Origin of the sequence: Pedobacter sp. SYSU D00535 (genome assembly GCF_017355855.1) — a bacterium.
Lineage (GTDB): Bacteria > Bacteroidota > Bacteroidia > Sphingobacteriales > Sphingobacteriaceae > Desertivirga.
In genome coordinates this window covers 721597-736534 of record NZ_JAFEWD010000001.1, presented here as the reverse complement: position 1 = coordinate 736534, position 14938 = coordinate 721597, and the positions used below count along the sequence as shown (strand labels likewise).

The window sequence follows — 14938 nt, the reverse complement described above, 5'->3', positions numbered from 1 at the left end:
TTTTTGAAGGGAAGGTTGAATTACTATATTTGCAGACCCGAAAAAAAACGGGTGGTTCTTTAAAAAAACGGACGATTTATACTTACCTCAGGTAAGTTTGAAGAATAAGGAGAGGTGCCTGAGAGGCCGAAAGGAACAGTTTGCTAAACTGTCGTACTGGTAACGGTACCGCGGGTTCGAATCCCGCCCTCTCCGCAAAAAAAACTTCAAAAATGTTTCTCATTGCAGGCGAAAGTTATACCTTTGCAGCCCTTTCAGGAACGAAAGAAAAGATACCGATCGGGGTGTAGCGTAGCCCGGTATCGCGCCACATTTGGGATGTGGAGGTCGTAGGTTCGAATCCTGCCACCCCGACAAGTAAAATCTTCCAGTTTAAAAATGATACCGATCGGGGTGTAGCGTAGCCCGGTATCGCGCCACATTTGGGATGTGGAGGTCGTAGGTTCGAATCCTGCCACCCCGACTTAGAAAAGCCAATAGGTCAAGTAACCCGCAAAATAACCGTTTTGCGGGTTTTTTTGTGTCCGTTAATTTCCCAGCATCGTATCGAGCTTGCCCCTTCTAGTTTTGCAATAATAGCTGTGCAACTTCCCGGAATTTTTTACTTTTAACAAAGTTGCGGGTACACGGCACTTCGATACGCCCGTTTTCGCGTCCATCACTAAGCTCTGGCTACTAAAACGATAAAAGATGAATACAAGCCTTCCAATAATAGACGCAGACCTGGAGATCATCACTAGAAGGACTTTAAAGTTTCCGAGGAGCCTTGTTTTTTCAGCCTGGTCTAATCCCAATCACTTGAAGAATTGGTGGGGACCCAACGGATTTACCAACACTTTTAGTGAATTTGATTTCCGTCCGGGAGGAAAATGGAAGTTCGTGATGCATGGACCGGAGAAAGGAAATTATCCAAACGAATGTGAATTTATAGTAATTGATGAACCTAAGCTGATTTATTGGAAACGTCATTCGCCGCCGCTTTTTCGTGTTGCTGCTCTTTTTGATGAGCTTTCGGATAATAGCACCCACTTAACTTTTAGAATGGTCTTTGACTCGAAAGAAGAGTGTGAAAAATTGAAAAAGTTCGTTGTCAAAAAAAACGAGGAGAATTTCGATAAGTTGGAGCGTGAATTGCAGCGCATGATCTAAGGCCGTTTAGTAGACTTCACTCCTTTTGAGAGTAACATCTCCGTTGCATCGACACTGTTTGAATTGTAGGCTTGGGCAAAGTCCTAATTTGCAGCTGAATCAACAAACGGCTTAACGAACTTCCGGGAAGGGATGACCCTATTGCTCGGTCTAATAAAATTATGAAAAAGGGTATCGTACTCGCTTGTCTTCTACTGATAAGCCTTCACCTGACAGGAATAGCAAAGGATAAACAGTATAACATCCTGGATTTCGGGGCGAAGGGAGATGGGCAGACGCTGAACACTGTGGCTATTCAAAATGCTATAGACAAGTGCAGCAAGGATGGAGGCGGATCGGTTGTTGTCCCCTCTGGTACATTTATTAGTGGCTCGCTATTTCTTAAAGCCGATGTGGATCTATTTTTACAAAACGGGGCAGTGCTGAAGGGATCCATAAACCCGGAGGATTATCCGCAGGTGAATACTCGCTGGGAAGGTGAGGAGAAGAAGTGGACTGCTTGTTTATTAAATGCTATAGACCTCAGCAATTTCAAAATCAGTGGCAAAGGTACAATTGATGGTTCGGGCGATTTGTGGACAGCGAGAGGCAGGAGTCAGACGCAAACCACTGGTGTTCGATTTGGAAGACCGAGACTAATCGGCATTCAGAATTGTAAAAACGTACTGGTTGAAGGCCTTCATTTGAACAATCAGGCTTCATGGGGATTGTTCGTTTTATACAGCAATAATGTTAAAATAAATAATCTGAAAATTACCGCTGAGCACAATATTCCTAGTTCAGACGGTATCGACATCGATTCAAGCAAGGATATTCTGATCAGGGGCTGCGATATTGATGTTAACGACGATTGCATATCTATTAAGTCTGGAAAAGATGAAGATGGTTTAAGAGTGAATCGCCCTAGCGAGGATATACTTATTGAAAAATGCCGGTTTGGTTATGGTCACGGAGGCGTGGCTATGGGTAGTGAAACCTCGGGCGGTATAAGGAACGTAGTGGTAAGAAACTGTCTGTTTGAAGCCGGGAACTGGGCTCCGATTCGATTTAAATCACAACCAAGCAGGGGAGGTGTAGTAGAAAACATTACTTATAAAAACCTCGTAATTCGGGATACGAGGCAGGCCGTCGAGTTCAATATGGCCTGGAGAATGGTAAATCCCAAGCCGGCGGCTAAGGTGTTGCCTGTAGTAAGAAACGTCAGGATAATAAATGTGAAGGGAACTGCACGAAGCGTTGGAAACATGAAAGGCCTGGAAGGAAGTCCCATTGAGGGAATAACATTTAAAAACTGCGAAGTATCTGCTCAACGAGGTTTGACGATTGAGCACGCAAGAAATGTGGATCTGCGGGGGCTGGTGATAAAAGGCGTAATAGGAGAAAAAATTACAAAAAATAACGTACAGTAACGTCCTGGTTTCCGATACTAGGAGAAAAGCTTCGCAGTGCACAATTTTTGGCACCATCGAGAAGCTGCTGTTCAAATTAGTCTAATCTTTGAAGTGGATTCAGAGATAGACCGGCATCAAGCAATGGCATCCCAGTACCTGCTGGCCCTTCATTTTACGGCTACGTCCCATTGATTAGCCCAACGCGCTTTCCCGTCTGGTCCTTCGACGTCAAGCACTACAAGGTATTTCCCCGGATTTTTATAGCGATGGACGGGATTTTGCTCGCTAGAGGAAGTGCCGTCCCCAAAGTCCCAATGCCATTTCGTGATTTTTCCCCGGCTTTGATCTTTAAATGTCACTTCTCTTTTGGCCATGTCTGTAACTATAAACGACCACCTTGCTTCGAACGGCTTAAGGTATTTTTCCTCCAGCGGCAGCAGTGTAAAAATAGTTCCGAGACTTGAATTGCCGTACATTTTGTGGTGTTTTGAGAGATTCCAGAATCCTTTAACCGTTTCATCCTTCACGTCATCGTAGTCGATCACCGCCCAGGTAAGCCCGATTTTTTTGTTGTCGTACAATACGGATTCAACCGCTCTTATCGGCCCTTCTGCACCAGCATAATCAAATGGAGTGATCCAAAACTCCGCGATCAGTTTTCCTGATTCCCCCGCTTTAAAATCATAGGAATAGGCGATATTGGAATAGGGGAGGTTTTTTATCCAGGGTTGACTTCCCCAGGCCAAAGCCCAGTCTTTACCAACAGCCGGAGTGAAAATGTGATAATTCTGAGCGTGTACGCCGTGATATGCAAAATAAGTCTCCCAGCGGTTCAGGCTTTGGTTAGGATGCTGCTCTTCGATGAAAGGTCCGCCCGACAAATCGCCATCAATCACTATTTCAAAAATATCATTATGCAAACCAGGTAAGCTAAAGTCCCAGTAATTGTCATAAGCTTCATAGAGAAAATAGAGCCGGTTGAGACCTTTTACCCAGGCAACTTTGACTTTAACATCCAGGTTTTTAGGATCCGTTTTAGGATATTTTCCGGAATCGTCCCATAATTGATCTGTACCTACTATGTATTCCTTAGGGAAAGAATCCCAATCGTCCGTCTTTCCGTCAATCTTAGGGATCATATTGGCCGGGAACTGGTAAACTTTATATCCCCGATCTTCCTGGCCAAAAGTAGTAAAGCAAAGCATGGCCAAAAGGCAGGTGAGGAAATAGAATTTGCACTTCATCAATTTATAGCTTGGTTAGGCGCAATTTAAAAATAATGAGAGATGCGACTGTCCTGAGGCATCCGGCGAACCAACAGAGTGATCGCCGATTTTTGCAACTGAACAATGCCTAAAGCAAGTATCTGAAGTATAAGCGTTGGTATCAGAAATAAGAAAGCCCCCGTGGGATGGGAGGCTTTTATGTCAAATCATTTCGCAGGAAACAGATTATTCCAGATTATCTACACCAGTATCTGAATCAGGCGTGGCCAAATCGTTATGACCATCTTCCAGGTCGCCGTATGTTCTCTCAAAACTGTCGTCCTCCTCTTCCTCTTCGTCATCCGGATCAGGCTGAGGCTGATCGCTCAAGAAGGTGCTTATATCGGCTTTATCAGAAAACAGAACATCGGATAAGAAGTCTGTAGCAGTGAGACCCAGAAGGTCCTCCGGGTTTTTCAGATACAAAGAGTTTGAAAGCTTCATGATAGATGTTTTTCTGAATAACTTTCGAAAGGATTCTATGTTTTTAGTTTTTCATTTTCAGAAGCAAGCCCAGCACTGAAAGCAATCGGGAATGTAAACCAACGCGGCCGCTTCGAACAGAAGCAGCCGCCTTTAGTTATGGGATATTACAGAAACAATTTCTGTCTTCGTATGCGAACGATTCTATGGGCCTATTAATAAAAGGTAAGGCTGGAAGGTAGACAATGCAAATCTCGTTAGATACTACTTCTATCATGTTTGCAGAGCTGAAGCTTCCATATTGAGGGTCTCCTTCTAACTGAAACCGGTATTTTAGATTTTGTTTTCCGTCTGAAATAGCAACTTTGTCGGTCAACTGGGCAGTAGTACATTCGCCGAAGTCCCGAAGGAAAAAGCGTTCGAGGCTTGCGTGAAAAATAAGCAAGGCTAACAGGACACCGCCGGTAATGGAAAGAGCGATTATCTTTCTTTTCTTTGCCTTTTTAGCTCCTCGTCTTTGACGCCTTTTTCGTCTTCTTGCTGTAGGTCGCTCAGGCTGTTCTTTTTTTTCCTCTAACATCAATTACATTATGTGACAGCAAAATGCTAATTCAGCTGTTTCTCCAGGGGAATATAGTCAATATGTGACAAATATCTAATAATTCGATAAATCTTCCTACGAAAAGCACATAACCTAATTTGCTTTTTAATAGTATAACAATTTATATTTAGGAAAATAACTTTCGCACCATGAAGATTTCTAAACCTACTAAATTCACTGCACTTCTGTTAGGCTTGTCCCTGTGCCTGCAGCTCGATGCGCTGTCTCAAACGAAAGTAGCCGCTCAGGATGTTAAAAATCATATTGATGACTCCATAACGGTGTGCGAAAAGGTATTTGAAGCTCGCTTTCTGGAACGCTCCCAGCAGACTATCCTCAACATGGGAGGTAATTTCCCCAATCATCTATTCACCGTCGTGATTAAAGGCAAAGACAGGGGGAACTTCCGTTATAAGCCCGAAGAGCAATTCAAGGATAAAAAAATCTGCATTACCGGGCGCGTAGGTTTATATGCCGGCTTGCCTCAAATAACAATCACTGGCCCTTCCCAAATCAAGGTAGAATAGCTACAGGAGGGTAGTGTATGCGATAATAGCAGAGGCAAGAAGTAACAGTGCAATTGTAATTTCAGAGCTTATCTTTTGTCGGTTAATCGATTTTCTACTGTTCATTGGAGTTTTTTTAAGGCTAGCAAAGTTTAGAGGAATACGAACCTGGACGTCTTATCGTGACAAATAATTCCGGATAATTCGCATCTTGGGGTGATGATAAAGTATGTCGTTTTTGACTTTGATGGTACCTTGGCTGACTCGAAAGAAGTTGTAATAGGAGTTTATAACGATATTGCTGAAAAGCATGGCTTCCGAAAAGTTAGTGCGGAAGAGGCCGGGCTTCTGAGGCCATTATCAATAAAGGAGCGGTGCAGAATCCTGAATGTTCCCATTTATAAACTTCCGCTGCTTGCCGGTGACTTCCTTTACCGGTATCATAATCAATTGAACAACATTCGTCTCTACCCGGAAATTGAGAAGCTGGTAGAAGATTTAAGGGGAGAGGGATTTGAAGTTGGGGTGATTTCAAGCAATTCTGAGAAAAACATCAGGGAGTTTTTGAGCAGGAACCTTAGAAGCGGGGTAGAGGATGTCTTTTGCTCGAGTAATTTATTCGGGAAGGATAGGGTTATCAAAAGATTTCTTAAGAGGCATCAGTTAAAAACTTCGGAAATTATCTATGTAGGCGATGAGCAACGGGATGTTATTGCCTGCAAAAAAACGAGTGTCAACATGATATGGGTAAGTTGGGGATACGATCCTTACCAACTGGTGCAGTCGGAAAACCCTCGATTTATAGCTCATACCCCGGCAGATATCCTAAAAACCTTGCAAGAGCTTAAGGCCGGCAAATTGCCTATGTCCTAAAAAAGCTTTAGCTGTGATCCGGCTTTGGGCTCCGCTTTTCCGAAAACGGTGCGACCACCGTACTTCCAGGACTCGTTCCTCTCTTTTTCAATCAACTTGTCGAAGTCTGTATTAGGTACGAAGTTCTTCTCGGCCTTTTGTGCAATTTCAGTGAGCTTCCTAATGGCTGTTTGTTTGTCAGAGAGTCCAATTTTTGCTTTTTCAACGGCATGTTGAAGGCAGGCGATGGTTTCATCATAGACTTTCACTGGTACGGGAAAAGGATGGCCGTCTTTACCCCCATGCGCAAAGGAGAATCTTGCCGGGTCCTTAAATCGGGAGGGTGCTCCATGTATTACCTCAGCTACCAGCGCGAGGGATTGCAAGGTTCGCGGACCGACGCCTTCGAGAAGCAAAAGCTCTTCAAAATCAGCCGGTTTTTTTTCTTGTGCAAGCCATAAGACACTCCCGAGTCGCTTTAAATCCACATCTTTTGCCTGTACTTTGTGATGAGCAGGCATGACCAGCTTCTGTGCTTCCGCAAGCATTTTAACCGGTGATTCGTCTGTGAGCAACATAAGTGCGTTACGCGCATGCACCGCTTCTGAGGCGACCATGTTAAGTATTTTTCCCTGGTTGACACCACAAATAGCCGTGTGTGGTTCATCTACAAACGATTGGAGCGAGTCAGAATGCCAGTGGTAGCGCCGGGCAGTAGAACTGCCGGTACTCATGCCTTGCTGCACAACCGTCCACTTACCGTCACTGCTAACTACGAAGCTATGCATGTAGAGCTGAAATCCATCTTGAACCGCTGTGTTATCAACTTTAGCACTCAGCTTGCTGCATCTTACCAGGTAGTCGCCATCTAACCCGGTTTGATCGCCAATACGCAGTAGTTCATCAGGTGCTTTTCGCGAATGTTTTCCCTTTCCGCCGCAGATGTAGATGCCCAGCTCTTTCGATCTCGGATTGATGGCAGTTTTTAGGGCACCCATTACGGACGTGGTGATTCCCGAAGAATGCCAGTCCATCCCCATTACCGCTCCCAGGCTTTGAAACCAAAAAGGATCGCTGAGGCGTCTCAACACTTCGTTTACTCCGTACTCGGATATAATGGACTCGGTAATCGCAAGACCTAACTGCGACATCCGCTCTGCCAGCCATCTTGGTACGTATCCTCCATGTAGCGGTAAGTCCGCAGTTCCAGATCTTTTCATTGCTAAAGTAGTTAGTAAAGATAGCGATATCCAAAGAGGGAAAAAACAGGAAGTGCAGTATCGACCTAAAAAATCAGTAATATTTGAGCAGCTATTAGATGTTTATCTATTTTAGCGTTACCAATAATATCAAATTCTAAGTAAATGAAAAAACTAGCGTTCGCTCTGGCTCTTTTTGTGGTAGTAAATACAGCCAGCGCACAAACGAAACAAGAAGCTAAAGTAGCTGCTGCTGTTGAATCACTGAAACAGGCAATGATCGATGGCGATCGGGAAAAATTAAATGACTTGGCAGCTGACAAGTTAAGTTACGGCCACTCGGGCGGTAAGATAGAAGATAAAGCTACTTTCGTGGAGACGATAGCAAGCGGAAAGTCGGATTTCGTAAGTATTGATCTTTCAAATCAGACCATCGCTGTGTCCGGGAAAACCGCAATCGTTCGGCACCGATTAACGGCAAAGACTAATGACGGAGGCAAACCCGGAGCCGTAGACATAAACATCCTACTTGTTTTTCAGAAGCAAAAGGGCGACTGGAAATTGTTAGCGAGACAGGCTATCCGGATGCCTCAGTAGTTATTGACCGAGGGTAGGTATTCTAAAACGTCTGTTCTTAAAACAACCCGGATTTCAATTCTGTTAAATCGGTATAATAGTATACTTATGAAGCGATTTAAAATTGAATATTCTATAAACGGAGAGCAGGTGGAACTTTACGCCGAACCAATGGATATGCATCATCGGATGTATTCCCTGGAACGTCAGCTTATGGATCCTCATCCGCTTCTTATAGAGCATACAAATTCGGGCTGGGTGGTTAAATCGCAGGATAACTGGATGTTGAGCCCGGAGGAGGTAAATAATTTAGGAGAATTGCTTGAGCGGGAATATCCTAATCGCCCGCAGGAATAAAACCTAAAATAAAAACAGCCTCTCCAGAACAGAGTGGCTGTTTTTATTTTACGATAACTTCGATGTTTAGTAAAAGTCGTAGCATCTGACGGTGCCAAAACCCTTATCCCGTCCTTCGCCCGTTTCAAATCCAACGCTTACTTCAGATGTTCCGCTGGTGTTGCCATAGTTCAACTTGTTGGTGGTAGCATCGTGGCTAACACCTAAACGAACCTTTTGAGATCCGTAGGTACTGGTGAAAATATCAAAGATCAACGAAAAGACGAGGGCGTCGCTGTTCCCCTTTCCGTTAGTTCTGTACCAGGCACCTGCATTTACGCCCCGGTATTTAAACTGCATACCGGCACTCAACGATGTCGCCTGCGCTTGTTTGTAGTATACCACCGAAGGGATTAAAAAAGTACCGTCATCATTATGAGGATCATACCTGTCCAGTGCATAACGATAGCTAACGTGAACCGCTGTGCGAACAGGAGTGGGTACAGAGCTGCCTGTGAACGATTCGTCCGGCTTGTTCAGATGGAGCATAGAAGCGCCCACCATCGCATTTTTAATAACGAAATTGACGCCTGCACCAGAGTCGAAATAGTATTTGTTGTTATTGTAGGGCTGTTCAGCCATTGATGCCCCTCCATCGTAGCCCGAGCGGGGATCCAGTTGATCGGAAAAAACTAGTTTGCTGAAATCCATACGTCTATTGGTAATTCCAGCCTGTAGTCCGAAGGATGCGATAAAGCCTTCGCCTCCAACGCTGTAAGAATAGATGCCCGATACATTATTTTTCCTTAAATAGGCAGTTCCTTCGCTTGAGCTGTTAACAATTAAACCTAATCCGCCTGCATAATTTGGAAGCCGGTAGTCCATAGCCGCAGAGAAATAACTCAAATCCCCCGTTAAGGCGCTCCATTGATTTCGATAGATCATATTGGCTCTAAACGAACCATTGAATTCTCCGGTCAGGGCCGGATTCAAGTAAATCGGTGAATTGAAAAATTGAGAGTAGATGTGATCTTGTGCCTTGATTTCGCTAAAAGAAAGCAGAAGTAGGAAGAGGCTCATAGATCTCCTGATATATGTTGAAATAGCCATGTTTATCGTATTAGATGTAAATCCCCGGTTTTTTTCGGTTCTGAGTTGTTATACGGCATTCCAGCCCATTCGGTTCCATTTTTAAACTTTGCTGCTACTTCCCAGAAGTAGATTCCCTGAGGTGCAGGAACGCCGTTAAAAGTACCATCCCAAGCTTCTGCCGGAGCTCCCTGAGGATCCAGTTTATCGGTTTGCCAAATAAGCTCTCCCCATTTATTAAAAATCCTGAAATGCCATTTGTCGATACCTGACCCTTTAGCCCGGAAGCTTCTTAACTCTTCCGACGCGCTATTTGGCATAAAGGCATTAGGGATAAAAAGAGCACCGGGAACACCAGTGATCCGGACAATTTGTTCGGCTACGCTTGAACACCCGATAGCGTTGCTTACTGTTAAGCGGACCCTATATACTCCTGTATCGGCATAGCTGTGCTGAGGATCGGAAATGGAGGACAGCGGACTGCCGTCACCAAAATCCCAGCTAATCTTAGCGACATCTCCCTTACTTGTATTTTTAAAAGAAAAGCGATAGTTGGGATGCTGGATCTCATTTCCAGGCTCTGGCTTGAATGAGGCGGTAGGAGTGATGAAAACCTTAACAAAGTCTTTCATCACCAGCGTGTCCATACAACCGTAAGTACTCTTCGTAATTAGTCTTACCGTATAGCTTTGCTGCTTGCCATTGTATACATGGTCCGGCGGATTCTGCCCCTTGTAAGTACTGCCGTCGCCAAAGTCCCACTCGTACGAAACTGCATTCTTTGTGGTATTTGTAAATCTTACTTTCAGTGGCGCACAGCCTTCTGTAACATCGGCAGCAAAGCCGGTCTCAGCTTGCTGGTAGACGGTGATTTTTTTGGTTACAACGGTGTCGGAGCAATTCGATGCCGTCAGCCTCACATTATAAACCCCACCTTTTTTGAAGACGTGCTCAATAGGCTCATCACTGGTAGTGGTTAATGGTTCGGTGCCATCACCAAAATCATAAGTGTAGGTAACAGCTCCCACAGTATTGTTGAAGAAACGAACGGTATGTGGCGCACAACCCGCTAGTTGATCAGAGCTTACAACCAGATCCGGGTTTACCGTATTAGGTGCCACTTCTATTTTTATTGGTAAAGACGTCTGAACACCGCAATCGTTTTTTACTGTCAGCGTTACCGAAAAACTCTTTGTTTTGCTCGTTCTGAAGGTATGTTCTACCGAGCGATTATCGTAAGTGGTATCTGTTTTGCCATCACCAAAATTCCAGATGTACGTGTTAGAGCTTCCCGGACTAAGGTTTCTGAACGTCACCGTAAGAGGCGAACAGCCTGTTACAGTAGAAGGCGAGAAACGAGGGCGGGGAGGTGCTACTACCTTAATGTTCATTGTATCAGATGAAGTAGCACAAGAGGAAGTAGCTTTTAGAATTACTACATAAACTGTGTCTTTATTGTCGGTGCGAGCATCAAAAGTAATAGGAGGGGGCGTTGGAAGATTGGATTTTTGTCCGTTACCGAAATGCCACTCAAAATTTACTCCTTCCGGATTGGCGGTTTTGTTAGTGAAGTTGACAACCAGCGGGCCGCATCCTTGAATTTTGTTGGCAGTGAAACTTGCCGTTATTGAGTTTTTAGTTTTAAACAGATGACTGAAGGTTCTGGTACCGCAACCAAGGGCACTTGTTACTTCCAGACGGATTTCTACAACGTCCCCTGCATTTTTCAGCAGGTAGCCCGGAAATTCGAACCTTTTGCCGATCGAAATATTGTTGGCAAACCATTCGTAACGGTCGCCTTCTTCTGAGCGTTCGGCTTTGATGTTATCCGCGGTAATTTGGAACGGGGCGCAGGACGCTTCAGAGCTCCAGTTGAAGTTAGCCACGGCTCCTTTTGAAACCTTCACTTCTACTACGTTGCTCACACTTTGTAGTGCACCCGTGCAAACCGTAGAAGCAACCAGGCGACGGAAATAGGTAGTTTGTGAAAGTACGGCAGGCTGATAGCTAGCTTGCGTGGCCGAAATAAGATTAGACCAATTTTTATTGTCGGTGCTTATCTGCCATTGATATTTGTAGCTGCCATCTGCACCTTCCGGAACGCTACCCTCCAGCCTGGAAGGTAGCGTTTCCGAACAAATGCTCTGATTACTGCTGATCGTATTATTGGTAATCCCCTTTTGCACTTCCACTCTTACAACACTGCTCTCTGAATTACAATCTCCTGAAGTCGCTTTCCTTCTGAAGAAAGTCGTTTCTGTTAGCGTTACAGTAAGGTTTTTTTCGTTTTGTACATTTACCGGAGACCAGGTCACCTGATCTTTACTAACTTCCCAGAGGTAAGCGTAGGAGCCGTCGCCACCAGTTGGCTCAGTCCCTTCAACCGTTACTGAGGCGCCTTCGCAAACCGTGAAACCCTTATAAACAATGGAGTTGTTCGAAATCGGATTAAGATTGGATACTGTTACTATGTCTTCCGAGGATGAACATGTTCCGGGGCCTGAGATAGTCCATTTGAAATTATAAGTTTGTCCCTGTTTCAAGCCAAAAACGGTAGCATCAGCCTTTGATGCATCGTCAAATGTTACCCCTGCTTGTCCCGACAAGAGCTCCCATTTTCCTGCACCGCTTCCCGCAAAGTTTCCGTCCAGCTTAGTAGTAGTCACGCTGCAGAGCTTTTGATCCGCACCGGCATTGGCGATAACAGGAGCAGCGGTAACGGTAACTGTAACAGTAACCGGAGTTCCAGCGCAACCCGCTGCGGTTACTGGAGTAATCACGTAAGTAGCGGTGCCTTGCGTATTTCCGGCGTTGACCAGCATATCATTTATAGCCGCGAGGCTCGCCGGAGTTGCTTGTTGAGAATGGCCCGTAATATCGCCGGTGACAGAACTTGTCCAGGTGTAAAGCGTGCCAGCAAAAGGAGCGCTAAGTTCAATGCCGGAGCTAGTCTTAGTACAAACTATTGCGTTTTTTGCTGTAGCAGAAACAGTAGGCACCGGTGATACGGAAACAGTAAAAGTGAAGGATTCTCCGTCACAGCCATTTGCCCGCGGAGTAATGGTATAAGTTACTGTTGCGGTTGCGTCATTAGAAGTGTTTGTAAGTATATCTTCAATCTTACCTGTTCCGCTTGATTTGTAGCCACTGGCATTTGCAGTTCCTACCGCAGTCCATCGTATTTCGCTGTTTTTTATTACTGCTTCCGGATTGTAATCTACGGAAGTGCCGGTACAGATCTCTTTTGCTGCAGCCGTAGTAATTTTGTTTGTAGGATTAATGGTTATCACGACCACATCTTCCACCTTATCGCAGGGCGCAGGGTTAGATGTTACGGCAGCAAGGATAAGCTCTACTTTTCCTGCTTTAATCTCATCAGCAGAAGGGGTATAAACAGGGTTAAGAGAATTTCTTCCCGGAGAGAACGTCCCCTTGCCGCCCTTCCAGATGTACGACGAAACCGGCGGTCCGGAAAGTACTCCGGTAAGGCTTACTGTTTCATCAGCGCAAATCACCTGGTCTTCGCCGGCGCTTACCGTAGGAGATTCGTTAAATGTTATTTGTTTTGTGAAGGACGTGCTGCCGCAATTGTTGGTTGCTGTTACTTCGATCGTATAGGTGCCGTAGTCATTGAAGAGGATAGCAGGCTCTTTGGAGTTGAGACTCGTACCGTTTTTCAGCGCATACGATCCGCCCGAAATCTTCCAGGTGTAGCTAGCCGTTTCCTCCTTAAAAGTACCGGTAATTTCAGTGGGAACTGGATTCCCCCCGCTGTTATTAAACGTTAACAGTTGGCCCTTACCACATAGGTTTGCCTGCCAGGTAGCGGTAATGACAGGTTTTTCATTCACCACAAAGGTCACTTCCTTGCTTACCACAGGTTTGCAGGACGAGGTGATGGTCAGTTTTATAGTATATACGCCTGCTTTACCTACCACAAACTGTGGTTCCTTGCTGGTAGCGGTGGTGCCATTTGTAAAAGCCGGAGCTGCCGGACCACTGATCGTCCAAAGGTAATCGTTCGGAGCGTCACCTGTGTTGTCCACCACCGAGAGGTCTGTTACTTTGATCGTTGAATTCAGACACACTAGTTCTTCACTCAATTTAAAATCAGGCTTTGGAGGATTCTGAATCCAAATTTTCCTTTCAACAGGAGGAGCCTGGCACCTTGAGTTGCTTTTCGACTCCAGCCTGATCCTGTGTTCGCCGGCAGTAGTAAAGGTGTGCTTTAGCTGGTAGGACAGCGGTACTCCGTCGGGCGTCACCAGCACGTCGTCTACATACCAAAAATAAACAACGTTGTTGTTTTGACACTCAGGAGTAGTCGCACTTGGGTTTTCCCCGGAAAGGGAACTGTTATTTATAGTTAGCGGGGTATTTAAACAGGCATATTTGGGAGTCTCGAAACGGTTTTCAGGCTGAGTAACTACTTTTGCCTGACTGGAGATAGGAACACCTATAGAACTGCAGTAAGGGCTTTTTGCCTGGATAATGATACCGAAAACATTGTAGTAGGTGGCGTTGTCGATGGTGATCTTTTTTCCGCAGGATGACTTGTAATAGGTATGTTTTACCTTGCTGCCATTGGCCTTGATCTGATTTAGCGTGTAGACATCAACAGCATCATCGCCCCAGTTTATCTGGTAAGTATTACCCGGGAAGTTGTTTTGGATACCACTTGCTGAGGAAGTCTCTACTCCGTATTCCAGAACCCCTGCAGGAAGGCAGACTGTGTTGGTTCCTGAAGTACTGAAAGCAGTGTTTACAGTATTGTTGATGAGAAAATATGCTTTTGTGGCAATGGTTCCGCCCAACTCGGCCTTTACAAAAATTGTATAGTGGGTAACATCAGCATAAAACGTTTTGGTACCTTCGGAGAAGCTGATTGACTTGACGTCTGCTGCATTAAACTCATTGGTAAACCTGGCGCTAACGGTAGCTCCCGCCGACGACGTGTTTCTGAAATTAAACGCTGAAAATTCCGCTCCTTCACAGTTACCAAAGGTTTTTGGGTTATTGCTTAGCGTCTGGGTAAGAGGGGCGTCAATACTTGCCTGAAGACCCGTGCTGGCTTGCACAGTAATTGCATTTGAAATATTGCTTTCAGCCGCCCCGGAAGTGCTTTTCACCCTGAACTTGTAACTTCCAGCCGGTAGACCCGCTGGTATGGTGCCGTTGATAAAAGTAGTATAGAAGCCGTTATATGAACCTATTTCTTTTTCGGAAGCGAAGCTGCCTGTTGCATCAGAAATGTAAAGCCTGAAAATATTATCCACCTGGAGCTTCCCTCCGGGATCCTCTACATGTAAAGGGACCGCGATAGTCGCATTCTGTCCATAAGGACCGGCGTCAATAGTGCCGATCGTGATATGTTGACCGTAAGAAGTAGAAGTGAAGAAAAAAACTAGAAAAGAAAAAACCGTAAAAACTCTAATCATCCGCTCGTTATTCTATGTTAGCTGTTTATTCAACCTGAGGCGCTATCTAGAATTCTGAGGTATACGGTTTTAGGGGGATATAGGATACATTAAAACAAAAAGAGGCAACCCAT

Annotated in this window: 12 protein-coding genes and 3 tRNA genes; 9 read left to right on the top strand and 6 right to left on the bottom strand. The window is 45.0% G+C overall.

What is annotated here, in order from left to right; all coding sequences use genetic code 11:
• Positions 1–108 precede the first annotated feature (108 nt).
• The 5 genes from J4N23_RS02955 to J4N23_RS02935 all read left to right on the top strand — a co-directional run bounded on the left by J4N23_RS02955 (position 109) and on the right by J4N23_RS02935 (position 2558).
• Positions 109–195 (top strand) — tRNA-Ser (locus J4N23_RS02955).
• 85 nt (positions 196–280) lie between these two features.
• Positions 281–354 (top strand) — tRNA-Pro (locus tag J4N23_RS02950).
• Between the two features lie 35 nt (positions 355–389).
• A tRNA-Pro gene (locus J4N23_RS02945) sits at positions 390–463 on the top strand.
• A 227-nt stretch (positions 464–690) separates the two neighbouring features.
• Positions 691–1149: an SRPBCC family protein gene (locus tag J4N23_RS02940; protein WP_207425506.1), complete on the top strand. Its 459-nt coding sequence runs from the start codon at positions 691–693 to the stop codon at positions 1147–1149.
• 161 nt (positions 1150–1310) lie between these two features.
• Entirely contained in the window at positions 1311–2558 is a 1248-nt protein-coding gene (locus J4N23_RS02935) for a glycoside hydrolase family 28 protein (RefSeq protein ID WP_207425505.1), read from the top strand.
• Positions 2559–2707: 149 nt separating this feature from the next.
• Here the strand turns inward: J4N23_RS02935 and J4N23_RS02930 are convergent, their stop codons facing one another.
• From J4N23_RS02930 to J4N23_RS02920, 3 genes are all read right to left on the bottom strand, one after another.
• Positions 2708–3784: a PKD domain-containing protein gene (locus tag J4N23_RS02930; RefSeq protein ID WP_207425504.1), complete on the bottom strand. Its 1077-nt coding sequence runs from the start codon at positions 3782–3784 to the stop codon at positions 2708–2710.
• 207 nt (positions 3785–3991) lie between these two features.
• Complete coding sequence (locus J4N23_RS02925; protein ID WP_207425503.1) at positions 3992–4249, bottom strand: hypothetical protein; 258 nt, start codon at positions 4247–4249, stop codon at positions 3992–3994.
• A 136-nt stretch (positions 4250–4385) separates the two neighbouring features.
• Entirely contained in the window at positions 4386–4808 is a 423-nt protein-coding gene (locus tag J4N23_RS02920; protein WP_207425502.1) for a hypothetical protein, read from the bottom strand.
• A gap of 170 nt (positions 4809–4978) precedes the next feature.
• On the opposite strand from J4N23_RS02920, the gene J4N23_RS02915 reads away from it, so the two are divergent.
• A complete protein-coding gene (locus tag J4N23_RS02915; protein ID WP_207425501.1) occupies positions 4979–5356 on the top strand; it encodes a hypothetical protein in 378 nt (125 codons plus the stop codon).
• Between the two features lie 198 nt (positions 5357–5554).
• Positions 5555–6208: an HAD-IA family hydrolase gene (locus J4N23_RS02910; RefSeq protein ID WP_207425500.1), complete on the top strand. Its 654-nt coding sequence runs from the start codon at positions 5555–5557 to the stop codon at positions 6206–6208.
• On the opposite strand, the gene J4N23_RS02905 is transcribed toward J4N23_RS02910, so the two are convergent.
• Positions 6205–7407, bottom strand: coding sequence for a DUF763 domain-containing protein (locus J4N23_RS02905; protein WP_207425499.1), 1203 nt, complete (start codon positions 7405–7407; stop codon positions 6205–6207). The genes J4N23_RS02910 and J4N23_RS02905 overlap by 4 nt on opposite strands.
• A 144-nt stretch (positions 7408–7551) precedes the next feature.
• Here J4N23_RS02905 and J4N23_RS02900 point away from each other — a divergent pair, with 144 nt between their 5' ends.
• Together J4N23_RS02900 and J4N23_RS02895 are read left to right on the top strand one after the other, a co-directional pair.
• Positions 7552–7983 (top strand): nuclear transport factor 2 family protein, encoded by a 432-nt coding sequence (locus J4N23_RS02900; protein ID WP_207425498.1) that lies wholly within the window; start codon positions 7552–7554, stop codon positions 7981–7983.
• 87 nt (positions 7984–8070) lie between these two features.
• The gene (locus tag J4N23_RS02895; RefSeq protein ID WP_207425497.1) at positions 8071–8319 is read left to right on the top strand and encodes a hypothetical protein; all 249 of its coding nucleotides are present in this window, start codon (positions 8071–8073) and stop codon (positions 8317–8319) included.
• 66 nt (positions 8320–8385) lie between these two features.
• On the opposite strand, the gene J4N23_RS02890 is transcribed toward J4N23_RS02895, so the two are convergent.
• Positions 8386–9408 (bottom strand): PorP/SprF family type IX secretion system membrane protein, encoded by a 1023-nt coding sequence (locus J4N23_RS02890; RefSeq protein WP_242689057.1) that lies wholly within the window; start codon positions 9406–9408, stop codon positions 8386–8388.
• Between the two features lie 2 nt (positions 9409–9410).
• On the bottom strand, positions 9411–14825 hold the full coding sequence (locus J4N23_RS02885; protein ID WP_207425496.1) for a PKD domain-containing protein: 5415 nt from the start codon (positions 14823–14825) through the stop codon (positions 9411–9413).
• Positions 14826–14938 lie beyond the last annotated feature (113 nt).

What these genes read in the sequence shown, in the direction of transcription:
- J4N23_RS02940 (WP_207425506.1), top strand. Translation starts at nt 691, where the DNA reads ATGAATACAAGCCTTCCAATAATAGACGCAGACCTGGAGATCATCACT.
- J4N23_RS02935 (WP_207425505.1), top strand. Translation starts at nt 1,311, where the DNA reads ATGAAAAAGGGTATCGTACTCGCTTGTCTTCTACTGATAAGCCTTCAC.
- J4N23_RS02930 (WP_207425504.1), bottom strand. Translation starts at nt 3,784, where the DNA reads ATGAAGTGCAAATTCTATTTCCTCACCTGCCTTTTGGCCATGCTTTGC.
- J4N23_RS02925 (WP_207425503.1), bottom strand. Translation starts at nt 4,249, where the DNA reads ATGAAGCTTTCAAACTCTTTGTATCTGAAAAACCCGGAGGACCTTCTG.
- J4N23_RS02920 (WP_207425502.1), bottom strand. Translation starts at nt 4,808, where the DNA reads ATGTTAGAGGAAAAAAAAGAACAGCCTGAGCGACCTACAGCAAGAAGA.
- J4N23_RS02915 (WP_207425501.1), top strand. Translation starts at nt 4,979, where the DNA reads ATGAAGATTTCTAAACCTACTAAATTCACTGCACTTCTGTTAGGCTTG.
- J4N23_RS02910 (WP_207425500.1), top strand. Translation starts at nt 5,555, where the DNA reads ATGATAAAGTATGTCGTTTTTGACTTTGATGGTACCTTGGCTGACTCG.
- J4N23_RS02905 (WP_207425499.1), bottom strand. Translation starts at nt 7,407, where the DNA reads ATGAAAAGATCTGGAACTGCGGACTTACCGCTACATGGAGGATACGTA.
- J4N23_RS02900 (WP_207425498.1), top strand. Translation starts at nt 7,552, where the DNA reads ATGAAAAAACTAGCGTTCGCTCTGGCTCTTTTTGTGGTAGTAAATACA.
- J4N23_RS02895 (WP_207425497.1), top strand. Translation starts at nt 8,071, where the DNA reads ATGAAGCGATTTAAAATTGAATATTCTATAAACGGAGAGCAGGTGGAA.
- J4N23_RS02890 (WP_242689057.1), bottom strand. Translation starts at nt 9,408, where the DNA reads ATGGCTATTTCAACATATATCAGGAGATCTATGAGCCTCTTCCTACTT.
- J4N23_RS02885 (WP_207425496.1), bottom strand. Translation starts at nt 14,825, where the DNA reads ATGATTAGAGTTTTTACGGTTTTTTCTTTTCTAGTTTTTTTCTTCACT.